Genomic DNA, 13,411 nt, shown 5'->3' with positions numbered 1-13,411 from the left:
ACAACAGGACAGGCGGATGCGACAGCCGATCAGGCTGCGGGCTGCAAGCTTTTGACTGGAGAGGCAAAAATGGCAGATCGGCGCTTGGCAAACGGCACCGTCAATGCAGCGCAATTCGGCGAAGGACCGGCCATCGTGCTGCTTCACTCGCTGCTGTCTGACCGGGCAAGCTTCGACAGCATCGTGCCCTCGCTGGCCAAAACCCACCGTGTCATCGTTCCCGAATTGCCGGGTTTTGGGGGATCAGACGCCGTAAGCGGCGGACTGGCCGCGGTGGCGGACCGCGTGGCGGAGGCCGTCAGGGACTGCGGCGACGGCGCGGACACGATCGTGCTCGGTAACGGCTATGGCGGTTTCGTTGCCTTGCAGATGGCGATCCGCCATCCGGGCATTGCGGGCCGTCTGGTTCTCGCCGATTGCGGCGCAGCGTTTTCCGAACCCGGCCGCGAGGCGTTCCGCAACATGGCGACGGCCGCATCGACCAAGGGATTGCCGGCGGTTACCGATGTCGCGATGCGACGCTTGTTCGCCGCTGAATTTCAGGAGCACAACCCGGAGCTGATGCGCGATCGACGCGAGGCCTTTTTGCGCACGGATCCCAGGGTGTTTCAGAGTGCCTGCGAGTCCCTGGCGACGCTGGACCTCCGGCCTGAGATCGGGACCGTCAAAGTGCCGGTGCTGGTGCTGGTCGGCGAGCACGATGAAGCGACGCCACCACCGATGTCCAGAGAGCTTGCTGCCGGACTACCTGATGCACGGCTGATCGTGCTTCCGGGCTGCGCGCATGTCCCGCAATTGCAAAAGCCGGACGTCTTTCTCGATGCGATCTCGGATTTCGTGTCGGCTGCGATGGCGCGCTAGCCGCGCCACGCAACCGAGCGCGTCGATCAACCCGCCAGATCGAGTTTCGACGCCACCGTCGCATCGGCATTGAGCCGATAGATCACCGGCACGCCGGTTGCGAGTTCGCGGGCGAGAATGCCTTCCGGCGTCAGCTTCTCCAGCACCATGATCAGGGCACGCAGCGAATTGCCGTGGGCCGCCACCAGCGTGCGTTCGCCGCGCAGCACGCAGGGCAGGATCTCTTGCACGAAATACGGCAGCGTGCGCGCCAGCGTATCCTTCAGGCTCTCGCCGCCGGGCGGCGGCACGTCGTAGGATCGACGCCAGACATGGACCTGCTCCTCGCCCCATTTGGCGCGGGCGTCGTCCTTATTGAGGCCGGAGAGATCACCGTAATCGCGCTCGTTCAGCGCCAGATGTTTCGTGATCGGCAGGCCGGTCTGGCCCATCTCGTCCAGTGCGAGATTGAGCGTGTGCTGCGCGCGGGTCAGCGCCGAGGTGAACGCGACATCGAAGGTCAGACCCTGCGCCTTCAGCTTGCGGCCGGCTTCCTTGGCCTCTGCGACGCCCTTCTCGGTGAGATCAGGATCTTTCCAGCCGGTGAAAAGGTTCTTCAGATTCCATTCGCTCTGCCCGTGACGGACGAGGACGAGAAGACGTTCGTTCATCGAGAATTCCGTTTCGTTCTTCTTACATTTCACCAAGGCCGAGCACGTCAGCCATCGAGTACAAACCTGGCTTTTTTCCATGCGCCCACATCGCCGCCTTCAGCGCACCATGGGCGAAGATCATGCGATCCTCGGCCTTGTGCGACAGCTCGATGCGTTCATGGGGACCGGCGAAGATCACCGTATGATCGCCAGCGACAGTACCGCCGCGCAACGAGGCAAAGCCGATATCGCCGGTTTTGCGCGCGCCGGTGAGCCCGTCGCGGCCACGCGCCGAATGTTGCTCGAGCGGAATCTTGCGGCCCTCGGCAGCAGCCTGACCCAGCATGAAAGCCGTGCCCGAGGGCGCGTCGATCTTGGCCTTGTGATGCATCTCCAGCACTTCGATGTCGAAGCCGTCATCGAGCGACTGCGCAACGCGCTTCACCAGCGCAGCGAGCAGATTGACGCCGAGGCTCATATTGCCCGACTGCACGACGATGGCCTGACCGGTCACGCTCTTGATCACCGCGTTGTCCGACGACGACAGGCCGGTGGTGCCGATCACGTGAACAAGGCCGCGCTGGGCTGCGATCGCAACATTGGCGATGGTCGCCGCAGGCACCGTGAAATCAAGGATACCATCGGCATCCTTCGACAGCGTCCAGAGGTCGGCCGAGAGTTTGACGCCGTTCTCGGGCAGGCCGGCGAGCACGCCGGCATCCTGTCCGAGCAGCTCCGAGCCGGGCGCCTCGAGCGCACCGGAAACGACAGCGCCGGGGGTTTCGGAGATGGTGCGGATCAGCGCGCGGCCCATTCGGCCGCCGGCGCCAGCAACGATCAGTCTCATATCGGACATTGAACGATCCTCAGTATCTCAAGGCGGTATAGCGGCGCGTTGCCACGGCGGCAACACGCCCACGGTACCTAAAGTCCTTAGATACCAATCAGATCAAACACATGCTTAAGGCCCTGCCGCTCAAGGCTGCGGACCGTCATACCCCTCGATGATCACGAGATCGCTCTCGCCGTGCGGGCTGCGCATCGCGACCAACCGCTGGTATTCCGGCGAATTGTAACAGGCTAGCGCGGTCGCGTAGTCCTTGAATTCGAGCACAACATTGCGCGAGCGCGACGTGCCTTCCTTGGCCTCGAACTGACCACCGCGCACGAGGAATTTGGCTCCGAATTTATTGAAGACCGGGCCGTTCTCGGCCACGTATTGCTTGTAGCCGTCCATATTGTGCACGTCGACGCGTGCAATCCAGTAAGCCTTGGCCATCTGTCTCTCTCCCTGTCCCGTTCTTACTTGTTCGCCAGTGCCTGCGTAATTTCGGCGACGATCGCCTCGGCCGCAGCCTTGGGATCGGCGGCTTCCATCACCGGACGGCCGACCACCAGATAGTCCGAACCTTCGGCAATCGCGCGTGCCGGGGTCATGATCCGCTTCTGATCGCCCACGTCACTGCCCGCAGGGCGCACACCGGGCGTGACCAGACACATCTCAGGCTTGATGTGCTTGCGCAGATTCGCCGCCTCTTCCGGCGAGCAGACGAGGCCATCGATACCGAGCGCCTGCGCCTGCTGCGCGCGCGCGGCGACGAGATCGCTGACACCGAGTTGATAGCCCGCGGCCTTCAGATCCTCGTTGTCGTACGAGGTCAGTACTGTCACCGCGAGGATCTTCAGGCCGGAGCCCTTGCTGGCATTGGCCGCCGCCTGCATGGTCTGCGGATAGCCATGCACGGTGAGGAAGGTCGCGCCGAGCTTCGCCACGCTTTCCACACCGCGCGCGACGGTGTTGCCGATGTCGTGCATCTTCAGATCGGCGAACACCTTCTTTCCGGTATCGGCGAGCTTGCGCACCAGCGGCAGACCACCAGCATAGCCGAGCTGATAGCCGATCTTGTAGAAAGTCACGCTGTCGCCGAGCCGCGCGATCATCGCTTCGGCAGCGTCAACATCCGGCAAATCGAGCGCGACGATCAGGCGGTCGCGGGGATCAATGGTCTGCAACGTCATCTCGTCTCACTTCATCTGCTGCGCAACATCGATAAGCTGGCGCACCATCGCCGTCATCGCATCCTTGTCGGCGGCGTGTTTCAGCCGGTCCATATCGTCGTAGGCCTCACCGGCGAACGCCAGCGTGAGCTGGTTCGGGATCACCATCGCGCGACACGCCGACAGCACCAGCCGCAAGGCCTGCAAACAGCGCGCACCGCCAAGCCGCCCATTCGAAGCCGCCGCAATCGCAAACGGCCGCTCGCGAAACACCTGGCCCTTGCTCTCATGCGTGTCTTCCACGCGCGAGATCCAGTCGATCGTATTCTTCACCAGCGGCGGCAGCGACGCGTTGTATTCAGGCGTCACGATCAGCACACCATGATGCGCCGATATCATACGCTTCAGATCGAGCGCATGTTTCGGTACGCCGGAATTGCTCTCGAGGTCGCCGTCATAGATCGGCAGCGGAAAGTCGCCGAGCGAAATCCTGGTGGCATCGACATCGGCGCGAACCAGCGCGTCAATGGCGACAGCCGCGAGTTTCGCATTCAGCGACCCTGTGCGCAGCGAGCCTGGAATAACGAGGATCTTGATCGCAGCCATGATTCCGATCGTCGGGGCGAAGCCACCGCGCGATCGCGGCCGGCACTAACGTTTGCGATACACCCAGACGCGCGCCGGCGGAAGGTTCATCCAGATCCGCTCGGAGGCCTCTGTGGACACGCCGGGCAGCGATTTGGGGATCGGCGGCGCCACCGAATAGGTGAACTGCACGAAGGGCGCGTTAGGCGACATCGCCGCGAAGGCATCGCGGATCAGCTTGAGGCGCGTCAGCATCGGCTTGGTGACCAGCGGTAGGCCGGAGACGACGGCGGAGGCGGGCTCTTTCAGCACATCCCACAGGGTATCGCGCAATGTGTAGGCGTCGCCCTGAACGATCGTCGCCTGCGGATAACGCTCACGCAGCAGTGCGCAAAAGGTGGGATTGAATTCGACGAGCACCAGACGCTTCTGGTCCACCCCATGAGCGACGAGCGCAGAGGTGATCGCGCCGGTGCCTGGTCCAAGTTCGATGACCGGACCGGTCGCGTCATTGTCGACATATTGCGCCATCGTGCGGGCAAGAGCTTTGCCCGACGGCATCACGGCACCCATATGCAGCGGCTTATCGATCCATGAACGGAGGAAGCGAACCTCGTCGTCGAGACGGAGCGGCTTCTTCAACGTACGCGCGGACGAGTGCAGAGGCATGTCGCTTCCAGGCAGACCGCGGAACGTGCGGAACGTCAGAATTTCGTCATAAAGAGGTATAGGCAACAATAGAAACGGTCAAGCTTCCAACGTCAGGAGCCTGTCCGCGTTCCGAAGAAGTCCTTGACCTTAGTGAAGAAACCCGCGGCTTCAGGTTGCGTTGCACCCGAAGATAGTTTCTCGAATTCGGCCAGCAGCTCCTGCTGCTTTTTCGTCAGGTTCTGCGGCGTTTCCACGACGACCTGGACATACATGTCGCCGGTCTGGCGCGAGCGCAGCACCGGCATGCCCTTCGACGAAACGCGGAAGCGCCGCCCGGACTGGGTGCCCGAGGGAACCTTGACCTTGTTGCGCCCGCCTTCGATGGTCGGCACTTCGAATTCGCCGCCCAGCGCGGCCGTCACCATCGATATCGGCACGCGGCAATGCAGGTCCGCGCCATCGCGCTGGAAGAAGTCGTGCGAGGCCAGCGTCAGGAAAATATAGAGATCGCCCGACGGGCCACCGCGCGCGCCGGCTTCGCCTTCATTGGCAAGACGAATGCGGGTGCCGTCCTCGACGCCCGCCGGAATGTTGACCGAGAGCGTGCGCTCGCGCTCGACCCGGCCAGCGCCGGAGCAGCTCGGGCACGGATCCTCGATCATCTGACCGCGGCCCTGACAGCTCGGGCAGGTCCTTTCCAGCGTGAAGAAGCCCTGGGCCTGACGGACGCGGCCGGCACCGCCGCAGGTCGAACAGGCCTTCGGCTTGGTTCCTGCCTTGGCGCCGGTGCCGGAGCAGGCTTCGCAGGTCACCGCGACCGGAATCTCGATCTGTGCGGTCTTGCCGGAGTAAGCCTCCTCCAGCGTGATTTCCATGTTGTAGCGAAGATCTGCCCCGCGCTCGCGGCCGCCGCTGCGGCCACCGCCACGTTGTCCGGCCATGCCGAACAGGTCTTCAAAAATGTCGGAGAAGGACGAGGCGAAGCCGGATCCGAAGCCCGGACCACCGCCGCCACCATTGCCCTGTTCGAAGGCCGCATGGCCATAACGGTCATAGGCCGCGCGCTTGTCGCCGTCCTTGAGAACGTCGTAGGCCTCGGCAATTTCTTTGAACTTCACTTCAGCGGCGGCATCGCCTGGATTCTTGTCCGGATGCCATTTCATCGCAAGCTTGCGAAACGACGTCTTCAGGGTCGCATCATTCGCGCCGCGCTCGACTTCCAACGTCTCGTAATAACATTGCTTGGTGGACATCAGTCAGATCCGCCCGAAATTGGTCCTCATCCCGAGGAGCATCCCAGAAGAACGCATCGATGAAGATGCTACTCCCGCACTAACAAAACTTACCTAACAAGGCCCGCCTGACAAAAAACAACCCTCATCCTTCGAGACGCGCACCGCGCTACTCAGGATGAGGGTCATCGTTCCGCTCGCCTATCAGGCCGACTTCTTCGGCTTGTCGTCGTCGACTTCCGTGAACTCGGCGTCGACCACGTCATCCTTCTCGGCATCGCGCTTGGCGTCAGCCTCGGCCTGCTGGGTGTACATCGCTTCGCCGAGCTTCATCGAAGCCTGCGCCAGCGTGTTGGTCTTGGCCTTGATCGCCTCGGCATCATCACCCTTCAGAGCTTCCTTCAGGTCGCTCATGGCATCCTCGATAGCGCGACGCTCGGTCTCACCGACCTTGTCGCCATGCTCGCTCAGAGCCTTCTCGGTCGAATGCACGAGGGCATCGCCGTGGTTCTTGGCATCGACAGCCTCGCGACGCTTCTTGTCCTCGGCAGCGTTCGCTTCGGCGTCCTTGACCATCTTCTGGATGTCGGACTCGGACAGACCGCCGGATGCCTGGATCCGGATCTGCTGTTCCTTGTTGGTCGCCTTGTCCTTCGCCGACACGTTGACGATGCCGTTGGCGTCGATGTCGAAGGTCACCTCGACTTGCGGCATGCCGCGCGGAGCCGGCGGAATGCCCATCAGGTCGAACTGGCCGAGCGGCTTGTTGTCGGCTGCCATTTCGCGCTCACCCTGGAAGACCCGGATGGTGACGGCGTTCTGGTTGTCCTCGGCCGTCGAAAACACCTGGCTCTTCTTGGTCGGGATCGTCGTGTTGCGCTCGATGATGCGGGTGAACACGCCACCCAACGTCTCGATGCCCAGCGACAGCGGGGTCACGTCGAGCAGCAGCACGTCCTTGACGTCGCCCTGCAGCACGCCGGCCTGAATGGCGGCGCCGATGGCCACGACTTCGTCCGGGTTGACGCCCTTGTGGGGCTCCTTGCCGAAGAACTGCTTCACGACTTCCTGGATCTTCGGCATGCGGATCATGCCGCCGACCAGAACCACTTCGCCGATTTCACCGGCGGTGAGGCCGGCATCCTTGAGCGCCTTGCGGCAAGGCTCGATGGTCTTCTGCACGAGATCGTCGACCAGCGCTTCGAACTTGGCGCGGGTCAGCTTCAGCGTCAGATGCTTCGGACCTGAGGCATCCGCCGTGATGAACGGCAGGTTGATTTCGGTCTGGGTCGTCGACGACAGCTCGATCTTCGCCTTTTCTGCAGCTTCCTTCAGACGCTGTAGGGCCAGCTTGTCGTTACGCAGGTCGATGCCCTGCTCTTTCTTGAACTCGTCGGCGAGGTAGCCGACCAGACGCATGTCGAAGTCTTCACCGCCGAGGAACGTATCGCCGTTGGTGGACTTCACCTCGAACACGCCGTCGCCGATCTCGAGGATCGAAACGTCGAAGGTGCCGCCGCCGAGGTCGTACACCGCGATGGTGCCGGACTTCGACTTGTCGAGGCCGTAAGCGAGCGCAGCCGCCGTCGGCTCGTTGATGATGCGCAGCACTTCGAGGCCAGCGATCTTGCCAGCATCCTTGGTGGCCTGACGCTGAGCGTCGTTGAAGTAAGCGGGCACGGTGATGACGGCCTGCTCGACCTTCTGGCCGAGGTGAGCCTCCGCGGTCTCCTTCATCTTCTGCAGCGTGAAGGCGGAGATCTGCGAGGGCGAATAGGTTTTACCGTCGACTTCGACCCAGGCGTCGCCATTGCCACCCTTGGCAATCTTGTAGGGGACGAGCTTCTTGTCCTTCTCGACGGTCGGATCGTCATAGCGGCGGCCGATCAGGCGCTTCACCGCGAAAATGGTGCGCTCGGGATTGGTAACTGCCTGGCGCTTGGCCGGCTGGCCGACGAGGCGCTCGCCATCATCGGTAAAAGCCACGATGGACGGCGTGGTCCGCATGCCTTCTGCGTTCTCGATGACCTTCGGCGTTTTGCCATCCATGACGGCGACGCAGGAGTTCGTCGTACCGAGGTCGATACCGATGACCTTTCCCATGCTCTCATATCCTTTTTCTGCGGCAGGTTGGCTGGGCCCTGACGGCACCCCGCTCCCAACCCCCAAACATCAACTATTCGCGATATTGCGACGGTAGGCCTCATATAGGAGGGGGGGTGGTGGCCGCAAGGCATCTGGCACACTCCAGACCCATGAAAACACGACCGGTGCGCGAAATTAATATTTGGTGAAACAGACCCTTGGCGGTTGTTTCGCCAATACGCGACGGATGGGCGCGGACGGCGCCGGGAACGGATTTATGGCTTGATCTGTTGGCGGAACAGGGCAACCGTGAAAGCCCTTTCCGACCGGGCGCGCGGCGACCAAGGCCGGAGCCCCGCACCATCGAACAGCCTCAATGCAAACCCAGTAGATTTTTCATGAAACATGCTGCGCCCCTGTTCGCCTTGACCATGCTGACGGCCATTTCGGTCGCCCACCGACCCGCTTTGGCGGCTGATCCCGTCTTCCCGCCGGGTGTCCGTGTGGGTCTGGCCCCGCTGGTTGGCCTCGCCCCGGCAAAGACCTTTGTCGGCTTCGAGACCTCCGATCAGGGCGTCAAGGTGCTCGTGACCGAGTTGCCAGCCGCCGCCTTCAACGAGGTTGAGACCGCGTTCAAGGCCAATCCGGCTGGTATGGCCGCGAAGCCCGAGAGCATCGAGACCACGGCCGGAAAGGCCTTCTACACGATCGAGAACGCCAAGGACGCGACCGGCAATGTCAGGCGCTATTCGATGATCGTCGGCGGCGGGACCTTCTCCGGCTATGTCGCCGTGCAAGTCCCGGAAAACGCCCAGAAAATCTACACCGACGACGCGGTGCGCCAGATGCTCTCATCCGCCGTGGTCCGCAAGGAAGTGCCGCTGGCAGAACAACTCGGTCTGATGCCGTTCAAGGTCTCGGAAATGAGCGACTTCAAGACCGTCCGCACGCTGGCGCCGGGTGCCGCGCTATTGCTGGCCGACTCGAGCGACGAGAACAGCATCGAAACGAGTCCTTTTGTGGTGATCGGCAGCCTGGCCTCCGCGCCGGAAAAGGCTGAAGATCGCGGCCGCTTTGCCCAGCAGGCCGCAGGCACGATTCCCGGCCTGCGCGAAGGCCGCATCACCATGTCGGAGCCGCAACGGATCGACGGCATGGCAGGCTGGGAGACCCGTATCGACGCCGTCAGCGGCAAGAACAACACGCCGGTCAGCGTGGTACAGTGGCTGCGCTTCGGCGGCGGCAAAATCACGATGCGCATTATTGCAAGCGCACCGCGCGATGATTGGGCCAAGGCATTTCCGCGCTTCCGCGCTGTACGCGACGGCATCGAGCCGCGCTAACGCAGCACGTAACACAACATCGGCTTCAGGGCTCACGGCTTCGCGTAAGAAACGTCACCTTGTTGATGGCGGCCACGACGTGAAAATCCTTTAACAGATCAGCAACGTCGGGATGCGCTTTTAGCCATTCCGAGCCGCTGCCGGTGAGATCATCCACCAGCACCAGGGTCGGTGGTCTTTTCTTGATATCCTCGATCAGCATCGTGCGCTCACGCGCGGCATAGGCCTCGAGCAGTCGATCTTGTGCAGGACTGACTCCGCCTCTGCTGCGCAGGACCGCGTGATAGACGGCGACCCACAGGCCTTGCTGTCGCGAAACCCATGTGCCGCCGACCGCGCGCACAAGAGGATGCCCGATACCCGGCTCGGCGGAGATAGCAAGAATGACAGGACGCGATCCCAGTTGCGCGATTTTCTCCTGCAGTGGGCGCGCATCGAAGGCGGTGTCGAACCATAACATGGAGCGCATGAACAGCAGCGCCAGCAGGACGACCGCGCCGACGCCGAACAGACGATCCGTCCCGGTGACCGGCAGATAGGTCATACGCGCATAGCCAAAAGCAAGCAGTGCGAGCGCAATCATTGGGTATGAATGGTAAGGCCAGCCTTTGCCCTGCAAAACGAAACCAGCGGCAAAACCGGCCGAGGTCGCCAGTAGCAAAACGAACGGACCATCGACACCGACGCGCCGTTTGAGCACCATAGCCGCGAGCAGCGCGGTGGCCCACAGTGCCACAGCGGGCTTTTCCAGGAGCATCATGACCGGCTGCTGCACCTGAAGATAAACATCGCGGACTAGCGGCCCGACTACCGTTAGGAATTCCGGAAACAGCACGATGACGACGGCAGCGTAGAGGGCCAGCGCGACGGCGAGCGCCAGATACTCCGGCCGCAGCAGGACGCGCCACGATAAGCGTGTGGAGACAGCCTCCGCGATCAACGCGCCGAGGAAGGCGATCGCGAAGTAGGGCTTGAACGACAGCGCAATCGCCGCGCCGATGCCGGCTGCGATAGCCGCGGACCGTGATGGTGCGCTGTGCTTTATGCGGCCCGCCAATACAGCCAGCATCGGCAGCATGGCGATCAGTGCAATATGTTCGCGCTGACCGAAAGTCTGCGTCGGCAGCACGGCCAGCAGTGCAACTGCCAGCAGCGCCAGCGGCCAGCCTTGCGCGACACCGAGAACCGACGCGCGCGACAGAATGCGGACGCTGAGCAGCAGCGACACGGCGATGCCGATGAAGACCAACGCATCGGTCACGTCCTCCGCAGCCAGCCCGAGCGCACGGGCGATGACGATACCCGGCAGATAGGCCAGGACGGCCATCGGCGGATTGGTCTCGATGATATCTATATAGAGGCGCTGGCCGTCGAGTACGCGCTCGCCGACGGTCAGAAGCCAGCTTACATCCGTATTGGCCGCCAGAACGTGACGCAGCACAATCGCCACGATCAGCAGTGCGACGACGGCCAGCCACGGAAGGATGCGGCTTCGCTGCAGCGACCGCCCGGGCAGAACAGCACTTGCGGTTTCGCCCGGCGTGGTGGCGCGCATCACGGCATCCTCTTCAGGATGTCGATGCCGTCGATGGTCTGCACCAGGGCATAGGGCTTCAGGAGCTGCGCCAACTCCGGATCAGCCTGCGCCCAAGCGCCCCAGTCGCTGTCGCGATTGTCGACCAGCACCACATCCGGCGAAGACGCCCGGAAATCCGCGACCAACCCGTCGCGCTCGGTTGCGACATGGCGATCGAGACGCGCCGAGGTCACTGCATCGAAGGACTGTTCCTGACGCGCGCGGCGAACGATCTCCCGGATCAAGAATGCCTCCTGACGCGATACCCAGGTACCGCCGACATCGCGCACGAGCGGATGCGCAATCGTCGCCGCGCCGCCCAGCATCATGATCTTCGGATGTGGTCCAAGCTTCGTGACCGCAGCTTCGAGTTTGCGGATATCGACGCTGGCGTTGAACCAGACGCAGGCGTTAGCGAGGATCGCAACGGCCGCAAGCGATGCCCCGATGCGCACGCGCGCCGTCACAGGGTCGACCGCCGCAACGGCATAGCCGAGCGCCATCAGCGACAGCGCCACCATGGGATAGGCGTGATAGCCCCATCCCTTGCGCTGGACGAAGAACGCCACCGCAAAGCCGAACGAGGTTGCCAGCAACACAGTGACCGTGGCGTCGGGCTTATGCCGGCGTTGCAATAGCAGCACCGCGAATACCGCAGCGAGCCACAGCATCGTGGCGCCGCTGAGCGCCAGGGCTAGCCACGGCGCTGCAAGCAAGAGATAGACATCGCGGACGACGGGATAGATCAGCGTGAAATAGGCCGGGAGCGATATATAGATCCAGACGGCATAGGCCACGACCAGCACGCCGGCGATCCAGTGTTCCGGTGCGACGAGAATGCGCCACAGCCGCGCCTGCAAGGTCGCGGCGAGGATGGCCGCGCCGATACCGAGCGCGAAATACGGTTTGAAGCTCATGGTAACGGCCGCGCTGACCCCGGCGATGACGATCGCAACGATCGACACCGGCTCGTTCCCGACACGGCGGATCAGGACCGCAAGTGCCGGCATCAAGAACAACAGCGCGAGATGTTCGCGCTGGCCGAAATCATACATCGGCAGGATACCGAGCAGCGCCACAGCCCAGACAGCGAGCGCACCGGCGGCAGAGCGACCCGACAGCTTTGAGTTACGTAGCAGCCACCATGTCAGTCCGAGCGAGGCCGTCATCAGAGCCAGCATCAGTGCAATGGTCACCGCTTCCGGCCGCAGGCCCGTGGCGCGCGCCAGCGCCACGCCGAGAAAATAGATCGATCCGGCCATCGGCGGATTGGTCTCGAGAATATCCAGATAGAGCCGTTGACCGTCGAACACACGTTCACCGACGATCAGCCACCAGCTTACATCGACATTGAACGGCAGCGCCCAGCGCAGCCCGAGCGTCAACGCGCACACAGCCAACCCGGCAATCAGCCAGGGCCACGCAAGTCGTGCATGGGGAACGGCAGCCTCACCAGTCAAATTCCGATTTTGGGCAGCCCGCCCTCGGGCAAGCCGCAGGCCGATATCGATCGTCATGCGCTCAACTTTTCAGGCAACGCTACCGCCGAAACTAGGAGAGGCGCATTAACAAGCCCTTGCGCGGGCGGCCCGAAATGCGGCCCCCGCCCGCACCGCGATCCGCTTTACGCGATGACCGCGACCTGATTGTCTGTGAAGGTTCAATCACGGGGGGACGATGATGCTCAACAGACGTCAAATTCTCGGAGGGCTTGGAACCATGGCCATGACCAGCCTAGCTCCCAAAACACTGTCCGCCGCCGGCAAGGTTAGCCTCGACCGCACATCCGTCCTGCTGGTGATTGACGTGCAGAACTGCTTCCTGCCCGGTGGCAGCCTTGCGGTGAAGGACGGCGATAAGGTCGTGCCGGTCATCAACGCCATCGCGAAGAAATTCGCCGACGTGGTGATGACGCAGGACTGGCACACGCCCGGCCATATCTCCTTCGCGTCCAGCCACAGCGGCAAGAAGCCGTTTGAGACCACCGATGTGAAATACGGCAAGCAGGTGCTGTGGCCGGATCACTGCGTGCAGGGCACTGAAGGGGCTGCGCTCTCGAAGGATCTCGCCATCCCGCATACCGAGCTGATCCTGCGCAAGGGCTTCAACAAGGACGTCGACAGCTATTCGGCCTTCACCGAGGCCGACGGGAAGACCACCACCGGTCTCGCCGCCTATCTGAAAGCCCGCAAATTGCAGCGCGTGTTCATCGCCGGTCTCGCCACAGATTTCTGTGTCGCGTGGTCCGCCCTTGATGCGCGAAAAGCAGGTTTCGATGTCTATGTGATCGAAGATGCCTGCCGCGGCATCGACACGCAGGGCTCGCTGGCCAAGGCTTGGGCCGACATGAACAAGGCCGGCGTGAAGCGGATCCAGTCGGGCGAGCTGGCGGCTTAACTCTCGCTGTCATCGCCCGGCTTGACCGGGCGATCCAGCTCCTACTACACA

General features: G+C 62.6%; 13 protein-coding genes. 3 read left to right on the top strand and 10 right to left on the bottom strand.

Annotated elements, in window-relative coordinates; genetic code table 11:
• The first annotated feature begins 69 nt into the window (after positions 1-69).
• Positions 70-861 carry an alpha/beta fold hydrolase gene (locus AB7828_RS21440; protein WP_441231099.1) on the top strand — a complete coding sequence of 264 codons (792 nt, stop codon included), beginning with the start codon at positions 70-72 and terminating at the stop codon, positions 859-861.
• Positions 862-887: 26 nt separating this feature from the next.
• Here the strand turns inward: AB7828_RS21440 and AB7828_RS21435 are convergent, their stop codons facing one another.
• The 8 genes from AB7828_RS21435 to dnaK form a co-directional block, all read right to left on the bottom strand.
• Complete coding sequence (locus AB7828_RS21435) at positions 888-1,511, bottom strand: 2,3-bisphosphoglycerate-dependent phosphoglycerate mutase (RefSeq protein ID WP_441231098.1); 624 nt, start codon at positions 1,509-1,511, stop codon at positions 888-890.
• Between the two features lie 22 nt (positions 1,512-1,533).
• A complete protein-coding gene (gene dapB / locus AB7828_RS21430; protein ID WP_089263057.1) occupies positions 1,534-2,349 on the bottom strand; it encodes a 4-hydroxy-tetrahydrodipicolinate reductase in 816 nt (271 codons plus the stop codon).
• A 120-nt stretch (positions 2,350-2,469) separates the two neighbouring features.
• On the bottom strand, positions 2,470-2,772 hold the full coding sequence (locus AB7828_RS21425; protein WP_068730266.1) for a DUF1330 domain-containing protein: 303 nt from the start codon (positions 2,770-2,772) through the stop codon (positions 2,470-2,472).
• 23 nt (positions 2,773-2,795) lie between these two features.
• Complete coding sequence (pyrF, locus tag AB7828_RS21420; RefSeq protein ID WP_089263059.1) at positions 2,796-3,512, bottom strand: orotidine-5'-phosphate decarboxylase; 717 nt, start codon at positions 3,510-3,512, stop codon at positions 2,796-2,798.
• A gap of 6 nt (positions 3,513-3,518) precedes the next feature.
• Positions 3,519-4,097: an NADPH-dependent FMN reductase gene (locus tag AB7828_RS21415; RefSeq protein WP_093757831.1), complete on the bottom strand. Its 579-nt coding sequence runs from the start codon at positions 4,095-4,097 to the stop codon at positions 3,519-3,521.
• Between the two features lie 45 nt (positions 4,098-4,142).
• A complete protein-coding gene (locus AB7828_RS21410) occupies positions 4,143-4,745 on the bottom strand; it encodes a class I SAM-dependent methyltransferase (protein WP_093757830.1) in 603 nt (200 codons plus the stop codon).
• Positions 4,746-4,837: 92 nt separating this feature from the next.
• Positions 4,838-5,980: a molecular chaperone DnaJ gene (gene dnaJ / locus AB7828_RS21405; protein ID WP_441231097.1), complete on the bottom strand. Its 1,143-nt coding sequence runs from the start codon at positions 5,978-5,980 to the stop codon at positions 4,838-4,840.
• A 183-nt stretch (positions 5,981-6,163) separates the two neighbouring features.
• Positions 6,164-8,062, bottom strand: coding sequence for a molecular chaperone DnaK (gene dnaK, locus AB7828_RS21400; RefSeq protein ID WP_120287698.1), 1,899 nt, complete (start codon positions 8,060-8,062; stop codon positions 6,164-6,166).
• A gap of 380 nt (positions 8,063-8,442) precedes the next feature.
• Between dnaK and AB7828_RS21395 the strand changes: the two genes are divergently transcribed.
• A complete protein-coding gene (locus AB7828_RS21395; protein WP_231078622.1) occupies positions 8,443-9,387 on the top strand; it encodes a hypothetical protein in 945 nt (314 codons plus the stop codon).
• Between the two features lie 25 nt (positions 9,388-9,412).
• Here the strand turns inward: AB7828_RS21395 and AB7828_RS21390 are convergent, their stop codons facing one another.
• Both AB7828_RS21390 and AB7828_RS21385 read right to left on the bottom strand, forming a co-directional pair.
• Entirely contained in the window at positions 9,413-10,942 is a 1,530-nt protein-coding gene (locus AB7828_RS21390) for a hypothetical protein (RefSeq protein ID WP_441231096.1), read from the bottom strand.
• The gene (locus AB7828_RS21385) at positions 10,942-12,357 is read right to left on the bottom strand and encodes a hypothetical protein (RefSeq protein WP_441231095.1); all 1,416 of its coding nucleotides are present in this window, start codon (positions 12,355-12,357) and stop codon (positions 10,942-10,944) included. The genes AB7828_RS21390 and AB7828_RS21385 overlap by 1 nt, the downstream gene beginning before the upstream one ends.
• A 286-nt stretch (positions 12,358-12,643) precedes the next feature.
• Between AB7828_RS21385 and pncA the strand changes: the two genes are divergently transcribed.
• Positions 12,644-13,360, top strand: a complete 717-nt coding sequence (gene pncA / locus AB7828_RS21380) for a bifunctional nicotinamidase/pyrazinamidase (protein WP_439065441.1) — start codon at positions 12,644-12,646, stop codon at positions 13,358-13,360.
• The last annotated feature ends 51 nt before the right edge of the window (positions 13,361-13,411 follow it).

The sequence above is a fragment of the Tardiphaga sp. 215_C5_N2_1 genome (assembly GCF_052076055.1).
GTDB classification, from domain to species: Bacteria; Pseudomonadota; Alphaproteobacteria; order Rhizobiales; family Xanthobacteraceae; genus Tardiphaga; species Tardiphaga robiniae.
The sequence above is the reverse complement of the archived record's forward strand: the minus strand, read 5'-3'. Positions and strand labels throughout refer to the sequence as shown.

Coding starts and splice junctions, on each gene's coding strand:
- dnaJ (WP_441231097.1), bottom strand. CDS start 5,980: ATGTCCACCAAGCAATGTTATTACGAGACGTTGGAAGTCGAGCGCGGC.
- AB7828_RS21390 (WP_441231096.1), bottom strand. CDS start 10,942: ATGCGCGCCACCACGCCGGGCGAAACCGCAAGTGCTGTTCTGCCCGGG.
- dnaK (WP_120287698.1), bottom strand. CDS start 8,062: ATGGGAAAGGTCATCGGTATCGACCTCGGTACGACGAACTCCTGCGTC.
- AB7828_RS21415 (WP_093757831.1), bottom strand. CDS start 4,097: ATGGCTGCGATCAAGATCCTCGTTATTCCAGGCTCGCTGCGCACAGGG.
- pncA (WP_439065441.1), top strand. CDS start 12,644: ATGCTCAACAGACGTCAAATTCTCGGAGGGCTTGGAACCATGGCCATG.
- AB7828_RS21425 (WP_068730266.1), bottom strand. CDS start 2,772: ATGGCCAAGGCTTACTGGATTGCACGCGTCGACGTGCACAATATGGAC.
- AB7828_RS21395 (WP_231078622.1), top strand. CDS start 8,443: ATGAAACATGCTGCGCCCCTGTTCGCCTTGACCATGCTGACGGCCATT.
- pyrF (WP_089263059.1), bottom strand. CDS start 3,512: ATGACGTTGCAGACCATTGATCCCCGCGACCGCCTGATCGTCGCGCTC.
- dapB (WP_089263057.1), bottom strand. CDS start 2,349: ATGTCCGATATGAGACTGATCGTTGCTGGCGCCGGCGGCCGAATGGGC.
- AB7828_RS21440 (WP_441231099.1), top strand. CDS start 70: ATGGCAGATCGGCGCTTGGCAAACGGCACCGTCAATGCAGCGCAATTC.
- AB7828_RS21435 (WP_441231098.1), bottom strand. CDS start 1,511: ATGAACGAACGTCTTCTCGTCCTCGTCCGTCACGGGCAGAGCGAATGG.
- AB7828_RS21410 (WP_093757830.1), bottom strand. CDS start 4,745: ATGCCTCTGCACTCGTCCGCGCGTACGTTGAAGAAGCCGCTCCGTCTC.